Annotated in this window: 12 protein-coding genes; 2 read left to right on the forward strand and 10 right to left on the reverse strand. The window is 65.9% G+C overall.

The window, feature by feature from the left end:
• A partial coding sequence (locus RAC97_RS13020) for a retention module-containing protein (RefSeq protein WP_375099011.1) occupies positions 1–1,692 on the reverse strand: 1,692 nt, incomplete at its 3' end.
• A 657-nt stretch (positions 1,693–2,349) separates the two neighbouring features.
• On the opposite strand from RAC97_RS13020, the gene RAC97_RS13025 reads away from it, so the two are divergent.
• The gene (locus RAC97_RS13025) at positions 2,350–4,506 is read left to right on the forward strand and encodes a type I secretion system permease/ATPase (RefSeq protein WP_375099010.1); all 2,157 of its coding nucleotides are present in this window, start codon (positions 2,350–2,352) and stop codon (positions 4,504–4,506) included.
• A complete protein-coding gene (locus RAC97_RS13030) occupies positions 4,496–5,872 on the forward strand; it encodes an HlyD family type I secretion periplasmic adaptor subunit (RefSeq protein ID WP_375099009.1) in 1,377 nt (458 codons plus the stop codon). The genes RAC97_RS13025 and RAC97_RS13030 overlap by 11 nt, the downstream gene beginning before the upstream one ends.
• 228 nt (positions 5,873–6,100) lie before the next feature.
• On the opposite strand, the gene RAC97_RS13035 is transcribed toward RAC97_RS13030, so the two are convergent.
• From RAC97_RS13035 to bcsQ, 9 genes are read right to left on the reverse strand one after another with little or no spacing between them, the layout of a single operon-like run.
• A complete protein-coding gene (locus RAC97_RS13035) occupies positions 6,101–7,240 on the reverse strand; it encodes a cell division protein FtsQ (RefSeq protein WP_375099008.1) in 1,140 nt (379 codons plus the stop codon).
• Positions 7,240–8,655, reverse strand: a complete 1,416-nt coding sequence (locus RAC97_RS13040) for an MBOAT family O-acyltransferase (protein ID WP_375099007.1) — start codon at positions 8,653–8,655, stop codon at positions 7,240–7,242. The genes RAC97_RS13035 and RAC97_RS13040 overlap by 1 nt, the downstream gene beginning before the upstream one ends.
• Before the next feature lie 19 nt (positions 8,656–8,674).
• Complete coding sequence (locus RAC97_RS13045) at positions 8,675–9,334, reverse strand: alginate O-acetyltransferase AlgF (protein WP_375099013.1); 660 nt, start codon at positions 9,332–9,334, stop codon at positions 8,675–8,677.
• Positions 9,334–9,990, reverse strand: coding sequence for an SGNH/GDSL hydrolase family protein (locus RAC97_RS13050; protein WP_375099006.1), 657 nt, complete (start codon positions 9,988–9,990; stop codon positions 9,334–9,336). The genes RAC97_RS13045 and RAC97_RS13050 overlap by 1 nt, the downstream gene beginning before the upstream one ends.
• An 18-nt stretch (positions 9,991–10,008) precedes the next feature.
• A complete protein-coding gene (locus tag RAC97_RS13055) occupies positions 10,009–13,989 on the reverse strand; it encodes a cellulose synthase subunit BcsC-related outer membrane protein (RefSeq protein WP_375099005.1) in 3,981 nt (1,326 codons plus the stop codon).
• Positions 13,965–15,176 carry a cellulose synthase complex periplasmic endoglucanase BcsZ gene (gene bcsZ / locus RAC97_RS13060; RefSeq protein ID WP_375099004.1) on the reverse strand — a complete coding sequence of 404 codons (1,212 nt, stop codon included), beginning with the start codon at positions 15,174–15,176 and terminating at the stop codon, positions 13,965–13,967. Before bcsZ ends, RAC97_RS13055 begins: the two co-directional genes overlap by 25 nt.
• A gap of 4 nt (positions 15,177–15,180) precedes the next feature.
• Positions 15,181–17,472: a cellulose biosynthesis cyclic di-GMP-binding regulatory protein BcsB gene (gene bcsB, locus RAC97_RS13065; protein WP_375099003.1), complete on the reverse strand. Its 2,292-nt coding sequence runs from the start codon at positions 17,470–17,472 to the stop codon at positions 15,181–15,183.
• Positions 17,469–19,691, reverse strand: coding sequence for a UDP-forming cellulose synthase catalytic subunit (bcsA, locus tag RAC97_RS13070; RefSeq protein WP_375099002.1), 2,223 nt, complete (start codon positions 19,689–19,691; stop codon positions 17,469–17,471). The genes bcsB and bcsA overlap by 4 nt, the downstream gene beginning before the upstream one ends.
• Positions 19,688–20,839, reverse strand: a complete 1,152-nt coding sequence (bcsQ, locus tag RAC97_RS13075; RefSeq protein WP_375099001.1) for a cellulose biosynthesis protein BcsQ — start codon at positions 20,837–20,839, stop codon at positions 19,688–19,690. The genes bcsA and bcsQ overlap by 4 nt, the downstream gene beginning before the upstream one ends.
• Positions 20,840–21,027: the final 188 nt, after the last annotated feature.

Genomic DNA, 21,027 nt, shown 5'->3' on the forward strand with positions numbered 1-21,027 from the left:
ACCGGCGACCGATTCGAGCTTGTTGACCAGCGACGCTTGCCCGCCTACATAGGCGTCGTCCTTGGCCACGACCGTGACAGTACCAGTGGCGCTGCCCGCCGCGACGGTGACCTGGGTGCCGTCGCTCAAGGTGAAGGTCAGACCGCCGTGTCCCGTGACCGGCAGGCCCTGGGCACTGCTGAGGCTGACGGTATAGGTCACCTCGCCGCCTTCGCTGACCGTGGTCTTGTCTGCCGTAAGGGTGGCGACCACTTCGCTGGTGGTGTCATTGATCAGCACCGTGGCCGGGCCGCCCAGTACCAGGTGCTCGAAGGTCTTGCCAGCCACGGTGGCATCGCTCACACCCAGGCTGACCTGGCCGGCATCTTTGAATACGTCATCGCCCTGGGCCGGCAGGCTGTAAGTGGCCTGGGTCTGGCCCGCAGCAATCACCACCGTAGCGCCATTGCTCAAGGTCACGTTCAGGTCGTGGTCGAGCCTTTGGTTGAGCGACAGGGTGAAGGTCGGCGCCTGGTCTTCGGTCACGTTGCCATTGGCGGTGATGCTGACCGCCACGGTGTCGATACTGTCACTCACCAGCGTGCTGACAGGTGTCGGGTTGGCCACGAGATTCTCGAAGTTGCCGCCCGTTACCCCCGCGATCGTGGTGGTTATCGTGGAGCCATTCACATACACATCGTTCGTTGGCGTCTGCACCGCGATGCTGCCAGTCGAGTTGCCGGCTTCGACCAGAATCGACTGGCCATTGGACAAGGTGATGGTCACCGGAGTCTGTGCCGGGTTGCTCAGGGTCACGGTGTAGGTAATCACGCCGCCCTCGCCCACGGTCGGCGTGGCCGAAAGCGTTGCGGTGGTGGTGTCGAGGGTGTCGGTGATGGTGGTGACCGCAGGGGCGGGGTTCGGGGTGACGACCAGGCCGTTGCCACCACTGGTGCCGACGACGGTGGCGGACACTTGCCCCCCGTCCAGGTACACCGTGTCGTTGGGCGGCAGGGTCACGTTGACCGTGCCGCTGGTCTGGCCTGCGGCAATGACGATCACTGCACCGTTGGACAAGGTCACGGTCAGGTCGGTAAGTGGTGGTTGGCCCACGGTGGCGGTGTACACGATCACCCCGCCGGCCTCGGTGAGGGTCTGCGTGGCGCTCAGGGTCAGCGCCGTGCCGATGGGCGCCGGGGTGGTGCTGGCAAGGGGGTTGTTGACGCTGGTATCCGGCGCGCCCAGCTCCAGGTTGGCCATGCTGATGGCGAAGCCCAGCGGGTTGGTCGCAAAGCCCACGGTAGGGTCCACGACGGCCGCGGTTTCCTGCAATTGCACGAAGCCGTGGCCACCGCCCGCGTTACCGCCCCCCGCCGAGGTGGGGCCTGCGGCGGTGGGGTCCAGTGCGGTGGTCGGGTCGGCGCCGGCAGCAATGGCTTGCTGCAGCTCTTCCACCGAAGGCGCCTGTTGTGCCCTGGCCTGGCCCAGGTCGGAGCTCGCATCGGGGGTATCCGCGCTCCATTGCGTGTCGCGGCCCAGGTCGAGCAGGCGGCCGTCGGCCAGCTCGAGGGTGATCGCGCCCCCTGGGCCGGTCAGCACCTGCTCGCCAGCGAACAATCGGTCTCCTTCGATGAGAACCCGGCGAACGCCTTCCGGGGATACCGCGATAACTTGGCCAACAACGCTTTTGACGATGGCAACGGCAGTGCTCATGAAGTTCTCCGGGTTACCCGACCAGTCGCTTCCGTGCCCGGCTGGCGCAGAGAAGCGCCGTGCCGGAGGAATATTCTTGAGTCAGTGGGGTTCGCAACTTTCAGGGCGGAGGGTATGTGCGCCACTGACGGCAGTAAGGCCTCTGGAAAATCCAGACGCACCTGACCTCATGTCACATCGATAGTTGCCGGCTTGCCAATTCTTACTTTGGTATTAGTTAGGAGGTGTTCCCAGTGATTCCATTGCAATATCGCTCGGCGAAATGCCGGTTATGGCAAGCCTTGATTGCGAGCGTGGAACTGGACGTGTCAATGACGGGCCTCCTGGCCTGTCTCAACGGGTTTGCAAGGAATTCGCTGCAATACCTTGCATCGGCTCAATCACAGGTTAGTCTTGCTGGGACGTCGAGAGGTAGTTCGATCCGCAATGCCGGGGCGATATGAAACCTTCCGCGCCTGCCGCCGTCTGGTATACGTGGAGAGCAAGCGAGCGTTAGCCCGGTAATAACGGTACAGCCTGTCATGTTATTGACTGGTACGAATTAATGAAGCCGGGATATTGCTAATTCATTAATTAGAAAGGCTGAAAGTTGGGTGGGCTGCTCCTTTGCTCGGAAGGCTCACTGCCCATCTACTGCAAGGATGAAGAGAGCGCCGCGTGGAATCTGAAGTCAGTCGAGTTCAACTCAGTCACGACCCCCGCAGTCAGCATGACGACCCCTTGCTGGATAGCCTGCTGACCCTGTGTGTCTTGCATCAGAAGCCGGCCAGCCGGGCCATGTTGACGACCGGGCTGCCCTTGCCGGCCCAGCGTATGAGCCCCGAGCTGCTGCCTCGCGCCGCCGCCCGTGCCGGTCTCCAGGGGCGTCTGTTGCAACGCAAGCTCGAGCAGATCCCCACCTTGGCCATGCCCGCCATGCTGCTGCTCAAGGAAGGCCGCAGCGCTGTGCTGCTGGGCTGGGAGAACGCCGACACCGCGCGCTTGCTGCTCAGCGAGAGCGACGGCGGCGAAGTGCTGGTGACCCGCGAGGCGCTGGTCAGCGACTACAGCGGCAAGGTGTTCTTCGCCCAGCCGCAACACAAGTTCGACGTCAACCACGGCAACCTCATCCCTCGCACCCGCTCGTGGTTCCGCGACACCTTGCTGCGCAGCAAGTGGCTGTACATCGACGCCATCGCCGCCAGCCTGGTGATCAACCTGATCGCCCTGGCCGCACCGCTGTTCGTGATGAACGTGTACGACCGGGTAGTGCCGAACCAGGCCACCTCGACCCTGTGGGTACTTGCCGTGGGCATCGCCGGGGCCTACGTCTTCGATCTTGTCCTCAAGGGCCTGCGCAGCCTGTGCCTGGACCTGGCCGGCAAGAAGACCGACCTGATCATTTCGGCCACGCTGTTCGAACGTATCGTCGGGATGTCGATGAAGTTTCGCCCGGCACGGGTCGGCAGCTTCGCCCAGAACATCCACGAGTTCCAAGGCCTGCGCGACTTCCTCGCCTCGCTTACCCTCACCAGCCTGATCGACCTGCCGTTCACCCTGCTGATCCTCATGGTCATCGCCCTCATCGGCGGCCACTTGGTATGGATCCCGATCATCGCTTTCCCACTCGCCCTGGGCATTGGCTACGCCCTGCAAAAACCGCTGATGGCGACCATGGAACGTACCATGGCCCTGGCCTCCGAGCGCCAGTCGAGCCTGATCGAAACCCTCGCCGGGTTGGATGCGGTGAAGGTCAACAACGCCGAGAGCGAACGCCAGTACATGTGGGAGCAGACCCTCGGCACCCTCAGCCGCCTCGAATTGCGGGTCAAGGTGCTGTCGGGGCTGGCGATGAACATCACCCTGCTGATCCAGCAACTGGCCGGGGTGGCCATGATTTGCGTCGGTGTCTACCTGATCATCGGCGGCAACCTGAGCATGGGAGGCCTGGTGGCCTGCTACATGCTCAGTGGCCGCGCCCTCGGCCCGCTCGGCCAGCTTAACGGCCTGCTGGCGCGCTACCAGCAGGCCAAGGTGACCATGACCGCCACCGACCAGATGATGGGCCTGCCCCAGGAGCGCAACTTCGAGGAACGCCCGCTCAGCCGCCAGGTGCTGCAAGGCGCAGTGGAGTTCCGTGGGGTCGACTTCACCTACCCGAACCAGCAGAACCTCGCGCTCAAGGGCATCAACCTGGTGATCAAGCCCGGCGAGAAGGTCGGCATCATCGGTCGCAGCGGCTCGGGCAAGAGCTCCCTGGCCAAGCTGGTCGTCGGCCTTTACGAGGCCGATGGTGGCTCGCTGCTGGTCGATGGCGTGGACATCCGCCAGATCGACGTCAGCGAACTGCGCCACAACATCGGCTACGTGCCACAGGACATCCAGCTGCTGGCCGGCACCCTGCGTGACAACCTGGTCAGCGGCGCGCGCTACATCGAAGACGAAATGATCCTGCAGGCCGCGGAGCTTGCCGGGGTACACGAGTTCGCCCGGCTGCACCCGGACGGCTACGAGCTGCAAGTGGGCGAGCGCGGGCAGAACCTTTCCGGCGGGCAACGGCAGAACGTCGCCCTGGCCCGGGCGCTGCTGCTCAACCCGCAGATCCTGCTGCTCGACGAGCCCACCAGCGCCATGGACAACACCGGCGAGGAACGTCTCAAGCAGCGTTTGCAGGCGGTCATTGAAGGCAAGACCGTGCTGCTGGTGACCCACCGCGCCTCGTTGCTGTCGCTGGTGGACCGCCTGATCGTCATCGACCGTGGTCAAATCGTTGCGGATGGCCCGAAAGCCGCCGTCATGGAAGCACTGAAGAAGGGGCAGATCAGTGTCGCTTAAGCTCGAGGCAGGCCGCTTCAAGGACAACCTGCGCCGCTATTTCAAGGGCTCCGAATCGCTCGCCGGCCAGCCGCTGCCCGAAGTCGGCAAGTCGCTGATCGAGGATGCACCGCGCATCGTGCGGTTCACCATCTGGGGGATCATCGCCTTCTTCCTGTTCATGATCGTCTGGGCCAGCGTCGCGCCCATCGACGAGGTGACCCGTGGCGAAGGCAAGGCCATCCCGTCGTCCAAGGTGCAGAAAGTGCAGAACCTCGAGGGCGGCATCGTCGCGCAGATCTTCGCCAAGGAAGGGGAGATCGTCGAAGTCGGCCAACCCCTGCTGCGCCTGGATGAAACGCGCTTCGCCTCCAACGTCGGCGAAACCGAGGCCGAGCGCGTGGCCATGGCGCTGCGGGTCGAGCGCCTGAGTGCCGAGGTCGAGGACAGGCCGTTGCAGATACCCGAGGAACTGCGCCAGGCCTCCCCCAGCCAGGCGGCCAGCGAGGAATCGCTGTACCAGAGCCGGCGCCAGCAGTTGCAGGATGAAATCGGCGGGCTGGAGCAACAGTTGGTGCAGCGCCAGCAGGAGCTGCGCGAGTTCAATTCCAAGCGCGCCCAGTACGCCAGCAGTTTGCAGCTGCTACGCCAGGAAATCGCCATGTCCGAGCCGCTGGTAGGCAGGGGGGCGGTCTCTCAGGTCGAGATCCTGCGTCTGCGCCGTGCCGAGGTAGAGAACCGTGGCCAGATGGACGCCACCGCGCTGGCCATTCCCCGGGCCGAGGCGGCCATCAAGGAAATCCAGAGCAAGGTCGAGGAAACCCGTGGCAAGTTCCGCAGCGAGGCACTCACCCAACTGAACGAGGCGCGTACCGAGCTGAGCAAGGCTACCGCCACCAGCAAGGCGCTGGACGACCGGGTCAACCGCACCCTGGTTACCTCGCCGGTGCGCGGCATCGTCAAGCAGCTCTTGGTGAACACCATCGGCGGGGTGATCCAGCCAGGCAGCGACATCATCGAGATCGTGCCGCTGGATGACACGTTGGTGATCGAGGCGAAGATCCTGCCCAAGGACATCGCCTTCCTGCATCCAGGGCAGGAGGCGACGGTGAAGTTCACGGCGTACGACTACACCATCTACGGCGGGCTCAAGGCCAAGCTGGAACAGATCGGTGCCGATACCGTCACCGATGACGACAAGAAGACCACCTACTACCTGATCAAGCTGCGCACCGACAAAAGCCACCTGGGCACCGATGAAAAGCCGCTGTTGATCATTCCGGGGATGGTAGCGACGGTGGATATCCTCACCGGCAAGAAGACCATCATGAGCTACCTGCTCAAGCCGATCTTCAAGGCCCGCTCGGAGGCGTTACGCGAGCGGTGAGTGACTTCTCTGATGCGACAAAGAGCCCCTGTGGGAGCGGGTTTACCCGCGAAAAGAGCACCGCGGTGAATGGCACCGGCTCTGCCGGTGTTCGCGGGTCAACCCGCTCCCACAGGTACAGCGCAGCCTCAGGTTCACCACGCCCGCTGGAGCGGGCTTGTCGGGGCGCCGAACCGCCGCGAACACCGGCATAGCCGGTGGCATCCACCGCGTTGTTTCATTCGCGGGCTACAGCGTCACATCCCCCGCATAAGGCGTTTGCAAGTCGCGCTCAGGTATTTCCCAGATCAACAGCTTCGGTGGCGTCTGCTTGAACGCCGCGCTGTCGAGATACGCCCTGGCCGCACCGGAGAACTCGCCGCCGTCCTTGCCGAAGTTGCCGATCGGCGCCGACAACGCCTGTTGCAAGAACCCAGCAAAGTTCGAGTTGCGCGAGAACGAGGTGCCGATCAGCGCCACGTTCGGCAGGTTGTCGTCGCCGAACAGGTCATCCAGATCGTCGCCGCCCGGCGTCTGTTCGCTGAAGGTGGTGGCCTGCACCCACTCCTGCCGTGGTTGCAGCGAGGTCGGCAGCCAGTCCAGCCCCGCCAGGCGCACCAGGTCGCCCGGCCTCGGTGCGGCCGCTTGCTGGCCGACGTCGAAGGCGCGGGTAGGCGTGGCCTGGATTCCCAGCGCCGCCACCTTGGCCGCGATAGCCTGCGCGGCAGCCTTGGCGCCGGTTTCGCTCCAGTGAGTATCCAGGCGCAGGAAAGCATCGCTGCCCAGGGCTTGCAGGCTGGCAGTCAGGTCCAGCACGGGCACGCCCGCAGCCTGTAGCCCATCGGCCCAATCGCGGATACGCGGCTCGAGGCTCGCCGGGCGCGGCAGGTCGCACAGCTGGCTGGCGGCGATGCGGCTCTTGTCCGGCACCACGCTCACCAACAGCTTCACGCCGCGTTTTGCCAAGGCCTGGTGCAATGCGATCACCGCTTGCTGCTTGGCCTGGGCGTTCGCCAGCGCATGGCGGTCGAGCTTGAACTCGTCGCTGATGAACAGCCATTGCTCGCAGCCCTGGCGAACCCGCGGCCCGCTGTCGCCGAGCAGCAGCCAGGTGCCCGCGCGCTCCAGGCGTGCGGCCTGTTCGGGCAGCGGTGCCTTGGCCAGCTCTTTGGCGATGCGGTGGGTGATCTCGCCTTCGAGCATTTCATCGTTGGACACCGCCTGGTCAGGCAGCAAGGTGAGTTTGCCGGAAGCCAACAGCCAGCCGCAGGACACCAGCCCGATGCCGAGGAAGGCCGCCAGGGCGATGCCAGCCACAGGGCTGGTGCGCACGGCGATGTCGCTCGGGGGCGTCGGGGCCGTGCTTGGAGGTGGGGTCGTGTTGGTCATCAGAACTGGAAATACAGGAAGGGCACGGAATCACGGCTGGCGATCAACGAGAACGCCAGCAGGAAACCGGCCACAGGCCAGAGGGCAGCCACCACCGCGTACAGCGCGCTGTGACCGAAACGTCGTTCGATGCGCGCCTGCCACAGCGGCGCGACCACGCAAAACACCCCAAGCAGCGCCGCCAGGCCGTGCACCGGGCGCACCATGGCCGACAGCGCCTCGCCCAGGGCGAAGGCATGCAGGCCGAACTGGCCCGCATACATGTTCAGGGCGGTGTCGAAGTCCGGGGCGCGGAACAGTGTCCAGGCCAGGCACACGAACAGCAGGGTCAGGGTGTGCGACAGCACCTTGGGCAGTGCCGGCAGGCTCGAGCGGCTCCAGGCGCGGTCGACGCACAGCGCGATACCGTGGGCCGCCCCCCAGAGCAGGTAGTTCCAGCTGTCGCCGCCGTGCCACAGGCCGGCGATGGCCATGGTCAGGAACAGGTTGCGGTAGGTGTTCCAGGTGCCGAAGCGGTTGCCGCCCAGGCCGATGTACAGGTAGTCGCGCAGCCAGCTCGACAGCGACAGGTGCCAGCGCCGCCAGAAGTCCTGGATGCTGCTGGCCAGGTAAGGCCGGTTGAAGTTCTCCGGGAAATGGAAGCCCAGCATCAATCCCAGGCCTATGGCCATGGCGCTGTAGCCGGCGAAGTCGAAGAACAGTTGCAGCGAGTAGGCCAGGCAGCCCAGCCAGGCGTCGAGAAACGACGGGTTCTCCAGGTAGAAGGCCACGTCCACCAGCGGCGACAGGGTGTCGGCCACCAGCACCTTCATGCACATGCCGATCATGAAACGGCGCGCGCCCAGGGAGAAGTTCGCCCAGTTGAAGTAGCGCTGCTCGAGCTCGCGGCGCACCCAGTCGTAGCGAATGATGGGGCCGGCGATCGAATGCCCGAACATCGAGATGTAGGTGGCGTAGTTGACGAAGCTGCGCTCCACCGGAACCGTGTGCCGGTGCACGTCCACCAGGTACGAGATGGCCTGCAGCACGATGAACGACAAGCCTGCCGGCAAGGCCACCCGCTGCCACTCCATGGGCAGCGCACCGTAGTAGGTGATGAGCTGGTTGTAGGTGGCAGCGAGGATGTTGGCGTACTTGTACCAGCACAGCACCAGGGTGTTCAGCACGATAAGCGCCACCAGCAGGCGCACTCGCCCTCGTCCATCCTCGCGGCTGCGGTCCACCGCCAGGCCACCGGCCCAGGCGATCACCGTCAGCACCATGTGCAGCAGCAGGAACAGCGGGCTCAGCCAGCCATAGAACAGCCAGCTGCCGATCAGCAGCACGCCGTTGCGCCAGGCTGGACGGCTCAGCGCATACACCAGCATGAACAGCGGCAGGAACAGCGTGAGGAACTCGAGCGAGGCGAAAACCATGGTCGGCCGGGGTTCCTTGTCAGTGAGCCAGCGTGTCGACCGTGGCCAGTGCCTGCGGGCCGTTGGCGCCCGGCAGCACGATCACGCTGTAGCGCTCGCCGGCCTGCAAGTCGCCCAGGTCCACCGGGGCGCCGACGTTGGCGTTGGCGCACACCAGTTGCACCGACAACTTCACCGGGTTGATCGAGCGGCGCTGCACCTGGCCTTCGGCGCCATCCTTGAACAGGTCGGCGTTGCGTCCGGCCGGGCGCAGGGCGGCGCCGGTGCAGGCCGGGTCGACGTTGACGAAAGCCAGCGAGGCCTTCAGGCCGTTGAAGTCATCGGGTTGCTCGCGCACTACTACTTGGCGCAGGCCCTTGGCGTCGGCAATCGCCACCACGGTGGCGAACTCGCCTGGCGCTACGCTCAGGTCCAGCGCGGCGGAGGCGGCGGGTTGCTTGAGGGTGCCCTTGATCGGCTTGCCCGCAGGTACCGGCAGGTAGTCCGAAACACTGTTCGCGGTCTTCAGCTCAAGGCTTGCGCTGGAGCCCGCCGCCACCAGTTGCAGAGGGGCAGGGGTGGCGTTGACGAAGCGCAGGAAGGCCGAGTCTTCGCTGGGGCCTGTGGGGTACAAGGCGATTTCCGCCTGGGCGGCGCCAGCCGCCAGCAGGCAAGAGAGCGACAGCAGGGCGCGGCGCATCATTTGGCCCCCTTCACGGCAGGGCTCTGGGCGACCGCTTCGCCGATCGCCTTGGCCCAGGCCTGGTAGCCCGGTGCGGTGAGGTGCTGGCCATCGACCGTGGCCCACTGGCCTTGCTTGGACATGGCCAGCGAGTCGATGTAGCTGCACGGCGCCACGTTGGCGGCGAGGAAGTCCGAGGTCATCTTCACCCGGGCGTAGGTCTTGCCGTACTTGCCGCCTTCGCTGCCCCAGTTCGGGCCAACCCACACGCACTTGGCGCCGGAGTTCTTGATGGCCGTGGTGAAGTCCTTGGTCTGCTGCCACAGCCAGGCCTTGGGGAAGGCCGGCTTGGTGTAGCTGGCCATGGTGTCACCCATCACCACCACGATCAGGTCGGCCTTGTCGGCCTTGATCAAGTCGCCCACCGGTTGGGTGGCAGCCTTGGTGCCCAGCACCACCGGCTTGTCGGTGCCACGGCGCTCGGCGCCGCCGCAGGTGCCAGGGGTCACTTTCAGCCAGTCGCCAGCATTGGCGCCGCACACGCCCATGGAATGCACCTGCGCGCCTTGCTGCACGAAGTTGTCGTGCAGGCTCTTGATCAGGTAGTCGGGCGTAGCCAGGTGGCTGTCGCCGATCATCAGAATGGTCAGGCCTGCGAGAAGGGAAGACGCCATGGTTAGGGCTCCTTGAACTTAGTTCGAATAAGGGGAACGGTAAGGGCTGACCGGCAGTGGCATCGCACCGCTGGCGCCGTCGAACAGGTAGCGCAGGTACAGGCCACCGGTCCATTGCTGGTAGTCGCGGGCGTTGTCCACGCCCAGGCTGCCACCGAAGAAGAAACCATCGCCGAGGCGGTATTCGCCGCTGGCATTGAGCGAGTAGCCAATGCCCGACTTGTTCTGCGACTCGTAGCGAGTGCGCAGTTCGCGGCCGTCGGCAGCGTAGTCGCGGCTCAACTGCTCCAGCGCGGCTTGCGTGGTGCCATCGCGAAAGTACGGCGCGCCGTCCTGCTCGATGTGTTGCAGGCCCACGGCGCCTTGCACCTGGTAGCTCCAGCGCGGCCCGCGCTGCGCCCAGGTGACCGGCACGCCGATGGAGAAGAAGTTCTGCGGGCTGAAGTAGCCGCCATGGCCGTAGGTGAAGAAGCTCTGGTTCTCGTCGTAGCGGGTGCCGGTGAGCGACAGGCCCAGGGTCAGGCGCTGGTCGAGGTTGTTGACCAGGTACCAGTAGATGCCGCTGCCCAGCTCGATGCGGGTGTTGGACTCCACATGGTTGCCTTCCAGGCTGTGCCAGGCGCCGTACACGTAGCTGCCGAACTCCTGGTTGTCGTAGCCCAGTTGCAGGCGCCCGCCAGTGGCAGTCACGCCGCCCCATTCCAGGCCGCTGCGCGCATCGCGCACACCGGCCCAGGAGGCCACGCTGTCGGTTACCGAGCGGCGCGAGAGGTTCAGGTTGTAGCGGAAGTTGCTGTTCTCGGCGAACGGCCGGTCGAGGCTGATGCCGCCTACCGCATTGGTGTAACGGAAGCCCAACGGACTGGTGCCGATATCGGCCTTCAGGCCCATCGACGGCTTCTCGTAGGCGACCGCCAGGCCCACGCCCTCGGCCTTTTGCGAGCCGGTGCTGGCGCCGAGGAACTGGTCGGCCAGCGCATTGCGCGCGACGTCCGTCGGTGCAGCGAGGTACTGCGCGACCTGGGCGGCGTTTGGGCCACCGAAGCGAGTGGTGGACGACAGCTCGTCGCCCACGCTTCCGGCATTGAGCGAGACCGGGGTCACACGCAGCGCCACGCGGTCGTCGTTCCACGGCAGGCTGATTTCCAGCGGGGTCTCGATATCGGTGATCTTGCCCATGCCCGACTCGCTGTCGTTGCCGCGATAGGTCACGCCCTGCTTGATCTGCGGGCTGCGCGCCTCGCGGATCTGCTCCAGTTCACGCTCGATGGCGGCACGCGGGTCGACCACCGGCGCGGGTGCGTCGTTCATCGCCAGGGTGTTGCGCTCGCCACGTGGCAGCGGTTCGGCCTCGCGGCTGGCCACCAGGGTCGGTGCATCGAAGGCGGTTTGCCGGCGTGCCTGGGTCTGCACGGCGGCAGGCTCTGGAATTTCTGCCAGTACCGACTCGTTCAGGCGCGACTGCTTGCGTTGGCCTGGCTGGCCAACGAACGGGTTGGCGGCCACGGCCTGGCCGAACGGGTTGAGGATTTCCTTCTCCTGCGGGGCTTGCAGGGCCAGCGCCTGGGCGTACAGCTCCTGGGCCTTGGCCAGTTGGCCACGACCCCGGTAGTAACCGGCTGCGCTGGAGAGGATCTGCGGGTTGCGCGGTGCCAGTTGCACGGCCTTTTCCACGGCCTCCTCGGCTTTGCCAGCCTCGCCGTTGGCCAGGAAGGCCTGCGCCGCGCCCATCTGCACGTCGGCGTTCTGCGGCTCGCGGCGCAGCAGCGGGGTGAACAGCTCCACGGCTTTCTGCGGGTTGCGGTTGTCCAGGTACATGCGCGCCAGCGAGGCGTTGGCCTGGGCGTTGTCCGGGCGCTGGGCCAGGGCCGGGGCCAGGGTGTCGTAGGCTGCCACCAGGTCGCCCTTCTCGCGCAGCAGGTCGGCCTGGCGCACGGTGTACTGGAACAGCAGGTCGTCGTACTGGCGCTGGTCGGCGCCTTGCAACGGTTCGCTGCGCAGCTCGCGCAGCAGCTTGCTGACTTCTTCGTCCTTGCCGGCCTTGAGCAAGGCGTTGGCATAGGCGATGCGCAGGCCCGGGGCTGCTGCCGGGCTTTGCGCGATGGCGCTGCGCAGCAGGGTCAGGGCGCGGTCGGTCTGGCCGATTTCGATATACGCCGAGGCCAGTGCCGACAGGCTCGCCGGGTCGTTGCCCGCAGTGCTCTCGGCGCGTTGCAGCAGGCGCACGGCCTGTTGACGCTGGCCTTGGCTGGCGAGGTCTTGGGCTTGATCGGAAAGCAGGCGCAGCGACACTTCGTCGGCCAGGGCCTGCATGGCCGGCGTGCGCTGGGCAGTCGGCACCTGGGCCAACTGTTGCTGGGCCGTGGCCCAATCGTTCTGGCGGCTGGCGTACAGGGCGCTGGCGTACAGCGCTTCGGCCTGGCCGGGATTGTTGCGCAACATCTGCTCCATGACCTGGCGCGCCTTGCTGGAGGCGTCGGCCTTCAGGTGCAGCTGCGCCAGGTCGTAGCTGGCCCAGACGTTACGCGGGTCGTCACGCAGCGCCGCTTCCAGGGCGGTGCGGGCGCCGGCCAGGTCGCCGCTGCGCTCGGCTTCCTTGGCCTGGCCGATGGCGATGGCCGCACGCAGCGTGCGCAGGTCGCCCAGGCGCTGGCGCTGGGCATCGCTGAGGCCGTCGATCAGGCGTTGGCTTTGCGCCAGCTTGCCGCTCTGCGCCAGCACGGTGGCCAGGCCGCGCAAGGCATTGGGGTTGCCAGCGTCCAGCGACAGGGCATGGCGGTAGGTGGTTTCGGCAGCATCGAACTGGCCTTGGGCGGCTTGCAGGTCGGCCAGGCTCACGTGGCCCTGGATTTCCCGAGGGTTCATGGCAATGGCCCGTTGCAGCTGTTCGCGGGCTTGCTGCGGGTTGCCGTTGTCGCGAGCCAGGCGTGCATCGTCGAGCAGCACCCAGTAGCGGTTGCCCTGCAATGCACTTTGCCAGCGGCTGCTGTTACCGCGGCTGATGGCCTGTTTGAACAGCGCGTCGGCGTCGCCCAGGCGGCCCTGGCGCTGGCGCACTACGCCCAGGCCGCCAAGGGCGTCGGCATCCTGCGCCTGCTCGCGCAGACGCGCCTGGAAGGCTTGCTCGGCGCCAGCCAGGTCGTTGTTGTCCAGGGCCTTGAAGCCGCGGGTGAGGTTGGCGTTCTGCTGGAAGGCGGCCGGTTGCGCAGCGCGGGCGCCGCTCTTGAGCTGCTCGCGAATTTCCTCGTCGTCCGGGTAGGCCTTGAGGTACGCCTCGAACAACGGCACTTCCGCCGGGCGCGGGTTGCCCAGCCAGGACAGGCCCTGGCGCCAGGCTTCCACCGACTCGCCACCGATCACCGTGTCCGAGGAATAGGACGCCAGGCGACGAATGCCTTCGACCCGGGTGCTCTCGTTGCGCAGCAGCAGCTTGGCCAGGTTGAGCTTGATCTTCATGTCGTTGGGCGCAAGGCCCGACAGGCGCTCCAGCCCCTGGCGCGCCTCCTGCCAGCCGCCTTCGGTGTAGCCCAGGTAGCTGTAGAACTCCAGGCCCAGGTCACCTTGCGGCACCTGGCCGGCGAACAGCTTGCGGTAGGCGACGACGGCCTGGTCCAGCTCGCCGGAGATGGCCAGCTGGCGGGCCTCGGCCAGCAGCTCCTCGTTACCACCGGCGTGCAGGGCGATTTCCTGTTCCAGCAGCAGGGTCTGGCGGGCATCGGGGTGCGCGCTGCGCAATTGCTCCAGGTAGCGGCGTGCGCCTTGAGGGCGGTTGCCGTCCAGTTCCAGCAGGGCCAGGCCGTAAAGCGCGTCGGCCTGTTGCGGGTCGATCAGCAGCAGCTTGCGCCAGGCTTCGGTGGCGCGCGCGTTGTCCTTGCGGGCCTGCCAGTACTGGCCCTGTTCGAGCAGCACTTTGCCGTTGGCACTGAGCTCGGCGTATCCGCTGTTGTGGATCAGGGCCAGCATGACCCCCAGGGCTAGCGTGTTGCGGCGGGCGGACATGAGGACTCCCAGGAAGTTTTCAGCTTGCCGTCATCGAGGAACTGGTAATGCGCGTCGATGTAACCGAGGGCAAAGAGGCTGAGCACGAAATCGTAGTAAGGGGGCTGGCGCATCTTCACCGCTTCTTCGGTGAGGCTGGCGGCCATCAACTGGTCGACCCGGGCGCGTTGCTGGTCGAGCAGGTAGGGCTGTTTCAGGGCCTTGAAATACGGCAGCAGCGCGGCCGAGAAGCCGAATGGGCCGGTGCCTTGCAGTGCGCCGTCGTTCAGGCTGACCTTCTCTGGCGGCGTACCTTGGCTGGCCACGGCGCGGCTCATGCCTTGCAGGCTGTCGAGTATCGGCTTGGCCTGTGGGTCCTTGGCCGGGGTGACACCGGCCCACAGGTACACGCGAATGGCGTCGTAGCTGGCCAGTGGGCCCTTGGCCGGGTCGGTCACGAACATGCCGCTGTTTGGGCTGGTGCCGCGGTAGCCCACCCAGTCGGCGACGAAGCCATGCTGGCTGACGCCTTTGAACAGGCTGCCGGTGTTGCGCGCGATCTCGCTCCAAGGGCCATTCGGCTCGGCCACGGCGAGGCGGCGCAGCACCGGAATCGGCAGGTAGCTGGGGTTGAGCTGCCAATAGTGGTCGGGCTTGGCAAAGCTGATGAAGCCTGGCAACAGCATCTTGCCCAGGCCCGGCAGGTCGGCGACTTCCTGGCGGGCGATGTTGGCCAGCAGGGCGCGGGCGTCGTTGGTGTAGCGCTCGTCCTTCCACAGGCGCGCGGCTTCGAGCAGGGCGTAGGCGAACCACAGGTCGGCATCGGAGGCCGAGTTGCGGTCCAGCAGGCGCCAGCTTTTCTTGTCGTCCAGCCCCCACCACCAACCCGGCAGGTTGCTGCGGATATCGCTGCCTGCCAGGTTGTCCTTGGCCCAGGCCCAGAGCTTGTCGAAGCTTTCGCGGTCGTTGCCGACCAGGGCGAAGAACATGGCATACGACTGGCCTTCCGACGAGCTGTGCTGCTGTGGCGTACTGGCGTCCAGCACACGGCCGTCGGGCTGCATGAAGTGCGTGCGGAAGGTTTGCCACAGCGGCCAGGCGTTGGCATCGCAGGCCTGCGCCTCGGCCAGGGCCATTCCCGGCAGCAGCAGGCAGGCCAGGGCGGCGGCGAGGCCGCGCAGGCGGGAAGGGATGCAACGCTTGGCCATGGGCTTATTCACCTTCGTTCAAGCGGCGGCGGGCGAGCGCACGCAGCCACAGGTAGGCCAGGGCGCTGACCAGGCCCACGCCGACGATGGTCAGCAGCAACAGCGCCCAGACACGCTCGGAGAGCAACCACTGCACGTAGCGCAGAGGCCCCAGGCTGCCCACGTAGTAGCTCTGCTCGGCCACCAGCGACTCGACGTTCTTGCCCTTGATCACCGCCAGGCTGCCTTGCAGGGTCTGGGTGTAGGCTTCGCCGCCGATCAACGCATCGGTCACGTCCACCAGGTTTTCCGGGCGTGGGCTGGACAACACCACTACGCTGCGCCCGCTCTTGAGCGGCGACTCGAAGCCGGTGACGTAGGAGTTGCTGGCGTCGCTGCTGAAGGTGAACGCGCCACGGGCCTTGCGCAGGTTGGCGACCGGGTCCGGGCTGATCCATTCGCGCAGGCGCAGCGGCAGGTCGGAGAACTCGACGTACTGCGCGCCTTCCTGGTTGCGACCTGGCAAGCGGTCGGCCCAGGTGTCCAGCAGCGGCTGGTTGCTGCCCGAGGCCAGCACCAGCAAGTCCTTGTCGGCCAGGCTCGGTACCTGGGCGGCCTGGGCCACGGTCACGGCAGTGGCCGGGTAGCCGGTGGACTCGCCGAAGCGCCCGAGCACGGTCAGGTAGGCGCTCCAGTCGGCGGGGCCGGCCTGCTCAGGCAGGACCACGGCGGTTTGCGACAGGTCCGCCAGGCGGGTGAAGGGGAAGCCGCTGTCCTTGAACACGCCCAGGTTCGGCATGGCCATGAAGTGGTCGTAGCCGCTCAGGTCCAGGGTCGATTCCGGGTCGATGGCGCCACGCATGTTGTCGATGATGATGTCGCGGCATTCGCCCTGCTTAATGTAGTCGTACATGAAGCGCAGTTGCAGGCGCGATTGCAGCGCCACGCTGTCCAGCGGCAGCAGCAGGCGCGCTTCGCGGGTGAGGCTGTCGTCACGCTTGAGCGAGGCCAGCAGCGCTTCGCCTGCACCCAGGGTTTCCACCGACGGCAGGTTCATCGACTGGATGAAGTTGTCGTTGAAGCTCACCAGCAGCGATGAGTTGGTGCTGGTCTGCTGCGGCGTGTAGCGGTATTTCAGGTTCAGCCGCGCGCCTTGCTCGCGCCAGTTGAACAGGTCCGGCGGCAGGCGCAGCGGCACGGTGATGACGCCGGGGTTGTAGCCGGAAACGCTGAGCTGGCGTGCCTCGATCAGCTCGCCCAGGCGTACCGGGCGGTCGGACGGCAGCCAGTTCGGTGCGTCATACGGCTGGCGCGGTTGCAGCACGTCGAGCTTGTCGATCAGCACGCTGCTGCCTGCGAAGCTGCGGTTTCCAATAACCAGAGCGGTGGCGGCGCGCTTGAGCTCGGCGCCGTCGCGGCCAGCGACGATCAGCAGCTTGCCGTGCGGATCGTTGGGGTTGCTGACCAGGGTCAGGCTCGGGCCTTGTGCCGAGGGCAGGTCCAGGCCATGCCACTGGCGGGCGCCGTCGCCACTCACCAGTACCACCGCGTTGCCTTTTTCCGGCAGGCCCTGGGTTTGCACCGGGAAGTTCGCGCCACGGTAGCTGGCCAGGGCGCCCATCCACGAACTCACCGCACCGGCGGCTTCGAGCATGGCATTGTCCGGGGTGCCGACAAACACGAACGGCAGGTTCAGCGGACGCGAGTCGCGGCGGTCGAACAGTGGCAGCGGCAGGATCGACAGGTCGTTGGGCAGCGCTACAGGGGCCACCTGCACGTTCAGTTGGCTGTCGCTGCTGATCTTGGCCCACAGGCTCGAATGCAGCGGGTCTTCGCACTGCATGGTGTAGTGACCGATCAGCTGCACACCGATGCGGTTGAACTCGGTGAGCAGGTACGGCGGGATCTCCACCGTCTGCTTCTGCACGGTGCCGGCGGTTTCCTTGGGCAGCGGCAGGCTGGCGGCGACTTCGTCGTTGACCATGATGTTGATCTGCGACAGGTCGCTGAGCAGCGCCGGCGAATAGGTGTATTGCAGGGTCAGCTGGGCGCCGGTCACCACCTCGTCGGCACGCACGTCGAAGTTGACCGTGTCGGTCGACTCGATGCCGCGCAGGCCCATGGTGTAGTCCTTGCCCAGCTGCTTGAAGGTCAGCTGGTAGCCATCCTGGGCCGGCGCAGAGGCGACCGGGGCGGCGGCTTCCTCGGCTTGCGCCGAAGGAGCAAGGCCGGCGAGGCACAGCAGCGAGCAGGCAAGCAGCAGGCGTGGCCGGCGCAGCGGGTTAGGCTCGCGGTCGATGTCAGGCATGTCGGTCATTGCGGGTCCAGGGAAGGTTCCAAAGGAGTGGAAGTCGGGCGTTTGTAACGACGGTGGCGCAGGGCGGCGAGGGTGGCGCGGCTCAGGTCGAGCATGCCGCGCACCCCGATGCCGCTGACATCGCGCAGCGCCCCCAAGGGGGTATCGACCTTGCTGCTGCCCCAGGCCTGGGCCCAGGTGTCGGCGCGCGAGAAGGTCATGCGCACCATGTCGCTCTGCTGGCGCAGGGTCAGAGGTTTGAAGCGCGCGCCGGCCATGCGGCCCTTGGCGAACACGATCTGGGCTGGCAGCACGCAGGCCTGGCTGTTGCGCAGCAAGGTGACCTCGACGCTGGCGCCTTTCTCGATCAAGCCATCACCCGGCAACTGCAGGCCCACGCCGCTTTGCGAGAAATCGACGGTGGTGCAGTCGAGCACCTGGCCGTCGGCCAGGGTCACCTTGGCCGGCAGTTGCGCGCGAACCCGTGGCTCGGTGCGCACCTGGCGGGTTTCCGAGGCGACCGCCACGGCGGCGCTGGTGATGATGATGTTGTAGACGGTCCAGGCCAGGTTGATCAGGATGGTGACCATCGCATTGGGGTCACCCCAGATCAGCCCGAAGATGCCGAAGCCCAAGCCGATCAGGTTCAGGCTCAACAGCACGATGTACGGGCGCGCCAGCTTCCAGTCGAAGTATTCCTTGTCGATGATCCCGCCCTTGTCGGTCACGTTGAAGCCACCGAACTTGGGGTTCACCAGGGCCATGAGTACCGGGCGCATGATGTACCAGGCCAGCACCGACTCGTACACCTCGTTCCAGAACGAATGGCGGAAGCGCCCCTGGATGCGCGAGTTGGTCAGGCTGGCGTGGAAGATGTGCGGCAGCACGTAGGCGGTGATCATCAATGCCGAGGCATGGAAGATCTGCGCGCCGAAGATCAGGTAGGCCAGCGGTGCGGTGAGGAACACCAGGCGCGGAAGGCCGTAGAAGAAGTGCAGCATGGCGTTCACGTAGCAGACCCGCTGGCCGAAACTCAGGCCCTTGCCAGTGAACGGGTTGTCGGTACGGAAGATCTGCGCCATGCCGCGCGCCCAGCGAATACGCTGGCTGATGTGTCGCGACAGGCTTTCGGTGGCTAGGCCCGCGGCCTGGGGAATGGCCAGGTAGGCGGTGTTGTAGCCTTTGCGGTTGAGCTTGAGCGCGGTGTGGGCGTCCTCGGTGACGGTTTCCACCGCCACGCCGCCGACTTCCAGCAGGTGGGTACGGCGGATGACCGCGCACGAGCCGCAGAAGAAGGTGGCGTTCCACAGGTCGTTGCCGTCCTGTACCAGGCCGTAGAACAGCTCGCCTTCGTTGGGCACCGAGCGGAAGGTGTCGAGGTTCTTCTCGAACGGGTCGGGCGAGAAGAAGAAGTGCGGGGTTTGCAGCAGCGCCAGCTTCGGGTCCTTGAGGAACCAGCCCATGGCGATCTGCAGGAACGAGCGGGTCGGCACGTGGTCGGCGTCGAAGATGGTCACGAACTCGCCATCGGTGACTTTCAGGGCCTCGTTGAGGTTACCGGCCTTGGCGTGGCGGTTGTTGTCGCGAACGATGTAGTTCACTCCGATCTGCCGCGCGAACTCGCGGAAGTGTTCGCGCCGACCGTCGTCGAGGATGTGCACGCGCAGCTTGTTCTTCGGCCAGTCCATCGCCTGGGCGGCCAGCACGGTGAGCTTCACGATGCTCAGGTCTTCGTTGTAGGTGGGCACGAACACGTCCACCACCGGCCATTCTTCAGGGGGCGTGGTGAGGATCTTCGGCTGGCGCTTGAGTGGCCAGGCGGTCTGCATGTAGCCGAAGGCAAGCACGATCAGCGCGTAGGTTTCGGCGGCCACCAGGCCGTAGCCGAAGAACATGTCCAGCCAGTTGTCGAAGCCCAGGGTGTCGGTCAGGCGCCAGTACACGTAGCGCAGGGTGGCCACCAGCGACAGGACGATCATCATGATCACCGCCAGGCGCCCGGGCACCTTGCGCAGCACCAGCAGGCAGACGAAGCACAGCGCCGCGAAGGCGAACTGGCGCTCGAGGTCCAGGGGCGCGGTGACCACGGCCACCAGGAACAGCAGGCTGAGGAGCAGTGCGACGATTTTCAGGGCGCGCTTGATCCCAGGCGGCAGCTGTTGCAGCGGCGCGAGCCAGTCAGCCGCCCGCGCGCTGCTCGGCGTCGGGGGGACCGGCGCCGTTTTGTGGTGTACGGTCATCTGGCGCTGGATTCTTCGCGGTTATGCTCGATCCGTTGAGCCAGGTTGACGGCGACCGCCCGCAGCGCCTGGCAGGCGGGGGTGTCGGCCGGTTGTTGGAAAGGGTCGTATTCGAAGGCCAAGGCCTGGTCGAAGTGCGCGTCCAGTGGAATGGCGGCCAGCCACTGGTTGCCCAGGTGGCGATGGAACAACTCGGCCATGTCCACGCTCAGTGCGTTTTGCGGGTCGACCTTGTTGACCAGGTAGTGGCAGGCCTGCGGGTGCAGGTGCGAAAGCCACGCTTGCAGCTTGTCCAGCACCAGGTACGAGGCGGCGTTGGCGTGGGTCACGCCGATCACCTGGTCGGCCATGGCCAGCGCCTGCTGCAGCCAGGGCGAGGCGCCGGTGGGGGTGTCGATGACCAACAGGTCGTCGCGGCCCAGCTTGAGGTCGGCCAGTTGCCCTGCCAGCCAGTCCGGGTGTGTGGCCAGCAGGCTGTCGAGGGCGCGCAGGTCGGCTGCATTGCTAGGGCCGAAGGGCAGGCACTCGATGCCAGCGCTGGTCATGACGCAGTGCGTGCCCCAGGTGCTGGCGTGCAGGCGGGCCTGGTTCAGGCCGGGAGTGCTGCGTGGCAGGTTGAAATGGCTGAGCAGCGCGTTCTGCGGGTCAAGGTCGAGCAGCACGGTGCGTCCTGCACGGCGCTTGAGCAGCCTGCCAAGGGAAGCTGCCACGGTGGTCTTGCCTACCCCACCCTTGGCCGACAGCACCACGATCACCTGGGCTTGTGGCCGCTGTGCCGGCGTGCCGGGCTGCGCTGCCGGCGGCTGCACCTGGGCGCGGCGTTCGCTGGCCACGGCCAGCAAACGTTCGCGCAGCGAGCCTGCGGGGGCTGGCGACGGCGCTACGGCTGGCGTCGGCAGCCTGGCGGGCACAGGCTGCGCAGTGGCCTGCACGGGCAGGCTGACGGCGGGCAGTGCTGGCGTGCGCTTGAGTTCGACCAGGGTGGCTGCCGGGCTTTTGGCCAGGGCAGGTGGCGGCGCAGGCACGGGCGCTTCGACGCTCGCGATCAGCGGCTCGAAGTACTCGAACTCGGAATTGATTTCCTTGTAGCTGTCGGCGCTCGCCCCGAACCTCAGGAACAGGTTCCCTACATCGTCTGCTTGGCTCATATGTGTACTTCCAGCCTACGGCTATCTGGGCGTTTGGGGTCAGATCAGGCCTACCACGAGGGAAAGGGTCTGATATCAAAATGGCTGTGTCAATAATTTGTTTATTTCGATTCAGAATTTCTGAAATCGAAAAAATAGCGCCGTTTTTTTGACTTTTACACGACCTGTCTAACCCGAGCCATAGCCTT

This window comes from Pseudomonas sp. LS_2 (assembly GCF_042709235.1).
In the GTDB taxonomy this organism is placed as follows: Bacteria; Pseudomonadota; Gammaproteobacteria; order Pseudomonadales; family Pseudomonadaceae; genus Aquipseudomonas.

Excerpts from the sequence above, each read along its gene's own strand:
- RAC97_RS13035 (WP_375099008.1), bottom strand. The coding sequence starts at position 7,240 with ATGACCAACACGACCCCACCTCCAAGCACGGCCCCGACGCCCCCGAGC.
- RAC97_RS13040 (WP_375099007.1), bottom strand. The coding sequence starts at position 8,655 with ATGGTTTTCGCCTCGCTCGAGTTCCTCACGCTGTTCCTGCCGCTGTTC.
- RAC97_RS13045 (WP_375099013.1), bottom strand. The coding sequence starts at position 9,334 with ATGCGCCGCGCCCTGCTGTCGCTCTCTTGCCTGCTGGCGGCTGGCGCC.
- RAC97_RS13050 (WP_375099006.1), bottom strand. The coding sequence starts at position 9,990 with ATGGCGTCTTCCCTTCTCGCAGGCCTGACCATTCTGATGATCGGCGAC.
- RAC97_RS13055 (WP_375099005.1), bottom strand. The coding sequence starts at position 13,989 with ATGTCCGCCCGCCGCAACACGCTAGCCCTGGGGGTCATGCTGGCCCTG.
- bcsZ (WP_375099004.1), bottom strand. The coding sequence starts at position 15,176 with ATGGCCAAGCGTTGCATCCCTTCCCGCCTGCGCGGCCTCGCCGCCGCC.
- bcsB (WP_375099003.1), bottom strand. The coding sequence starts at position 17,472 with ATGACCGACATGCCTGACATCGACCGCGAGCCTAACCCGCTGCGCCGG.
- bcsA (WP_375099002.1), bottom strand. The coding sequence starts at position 19,691 with ATGACCGTACACCACAAAACGGCGCCGGTCCCCCCGACGCCGAGCAGC.
- bcsQ (WP_375099001.1), bottom strand. The coding sequence starts at position 20,839 with ATGAGCCAAGCAGACGATGTAGGGAACCTGTTCCTGAGGTTCGGGGCG.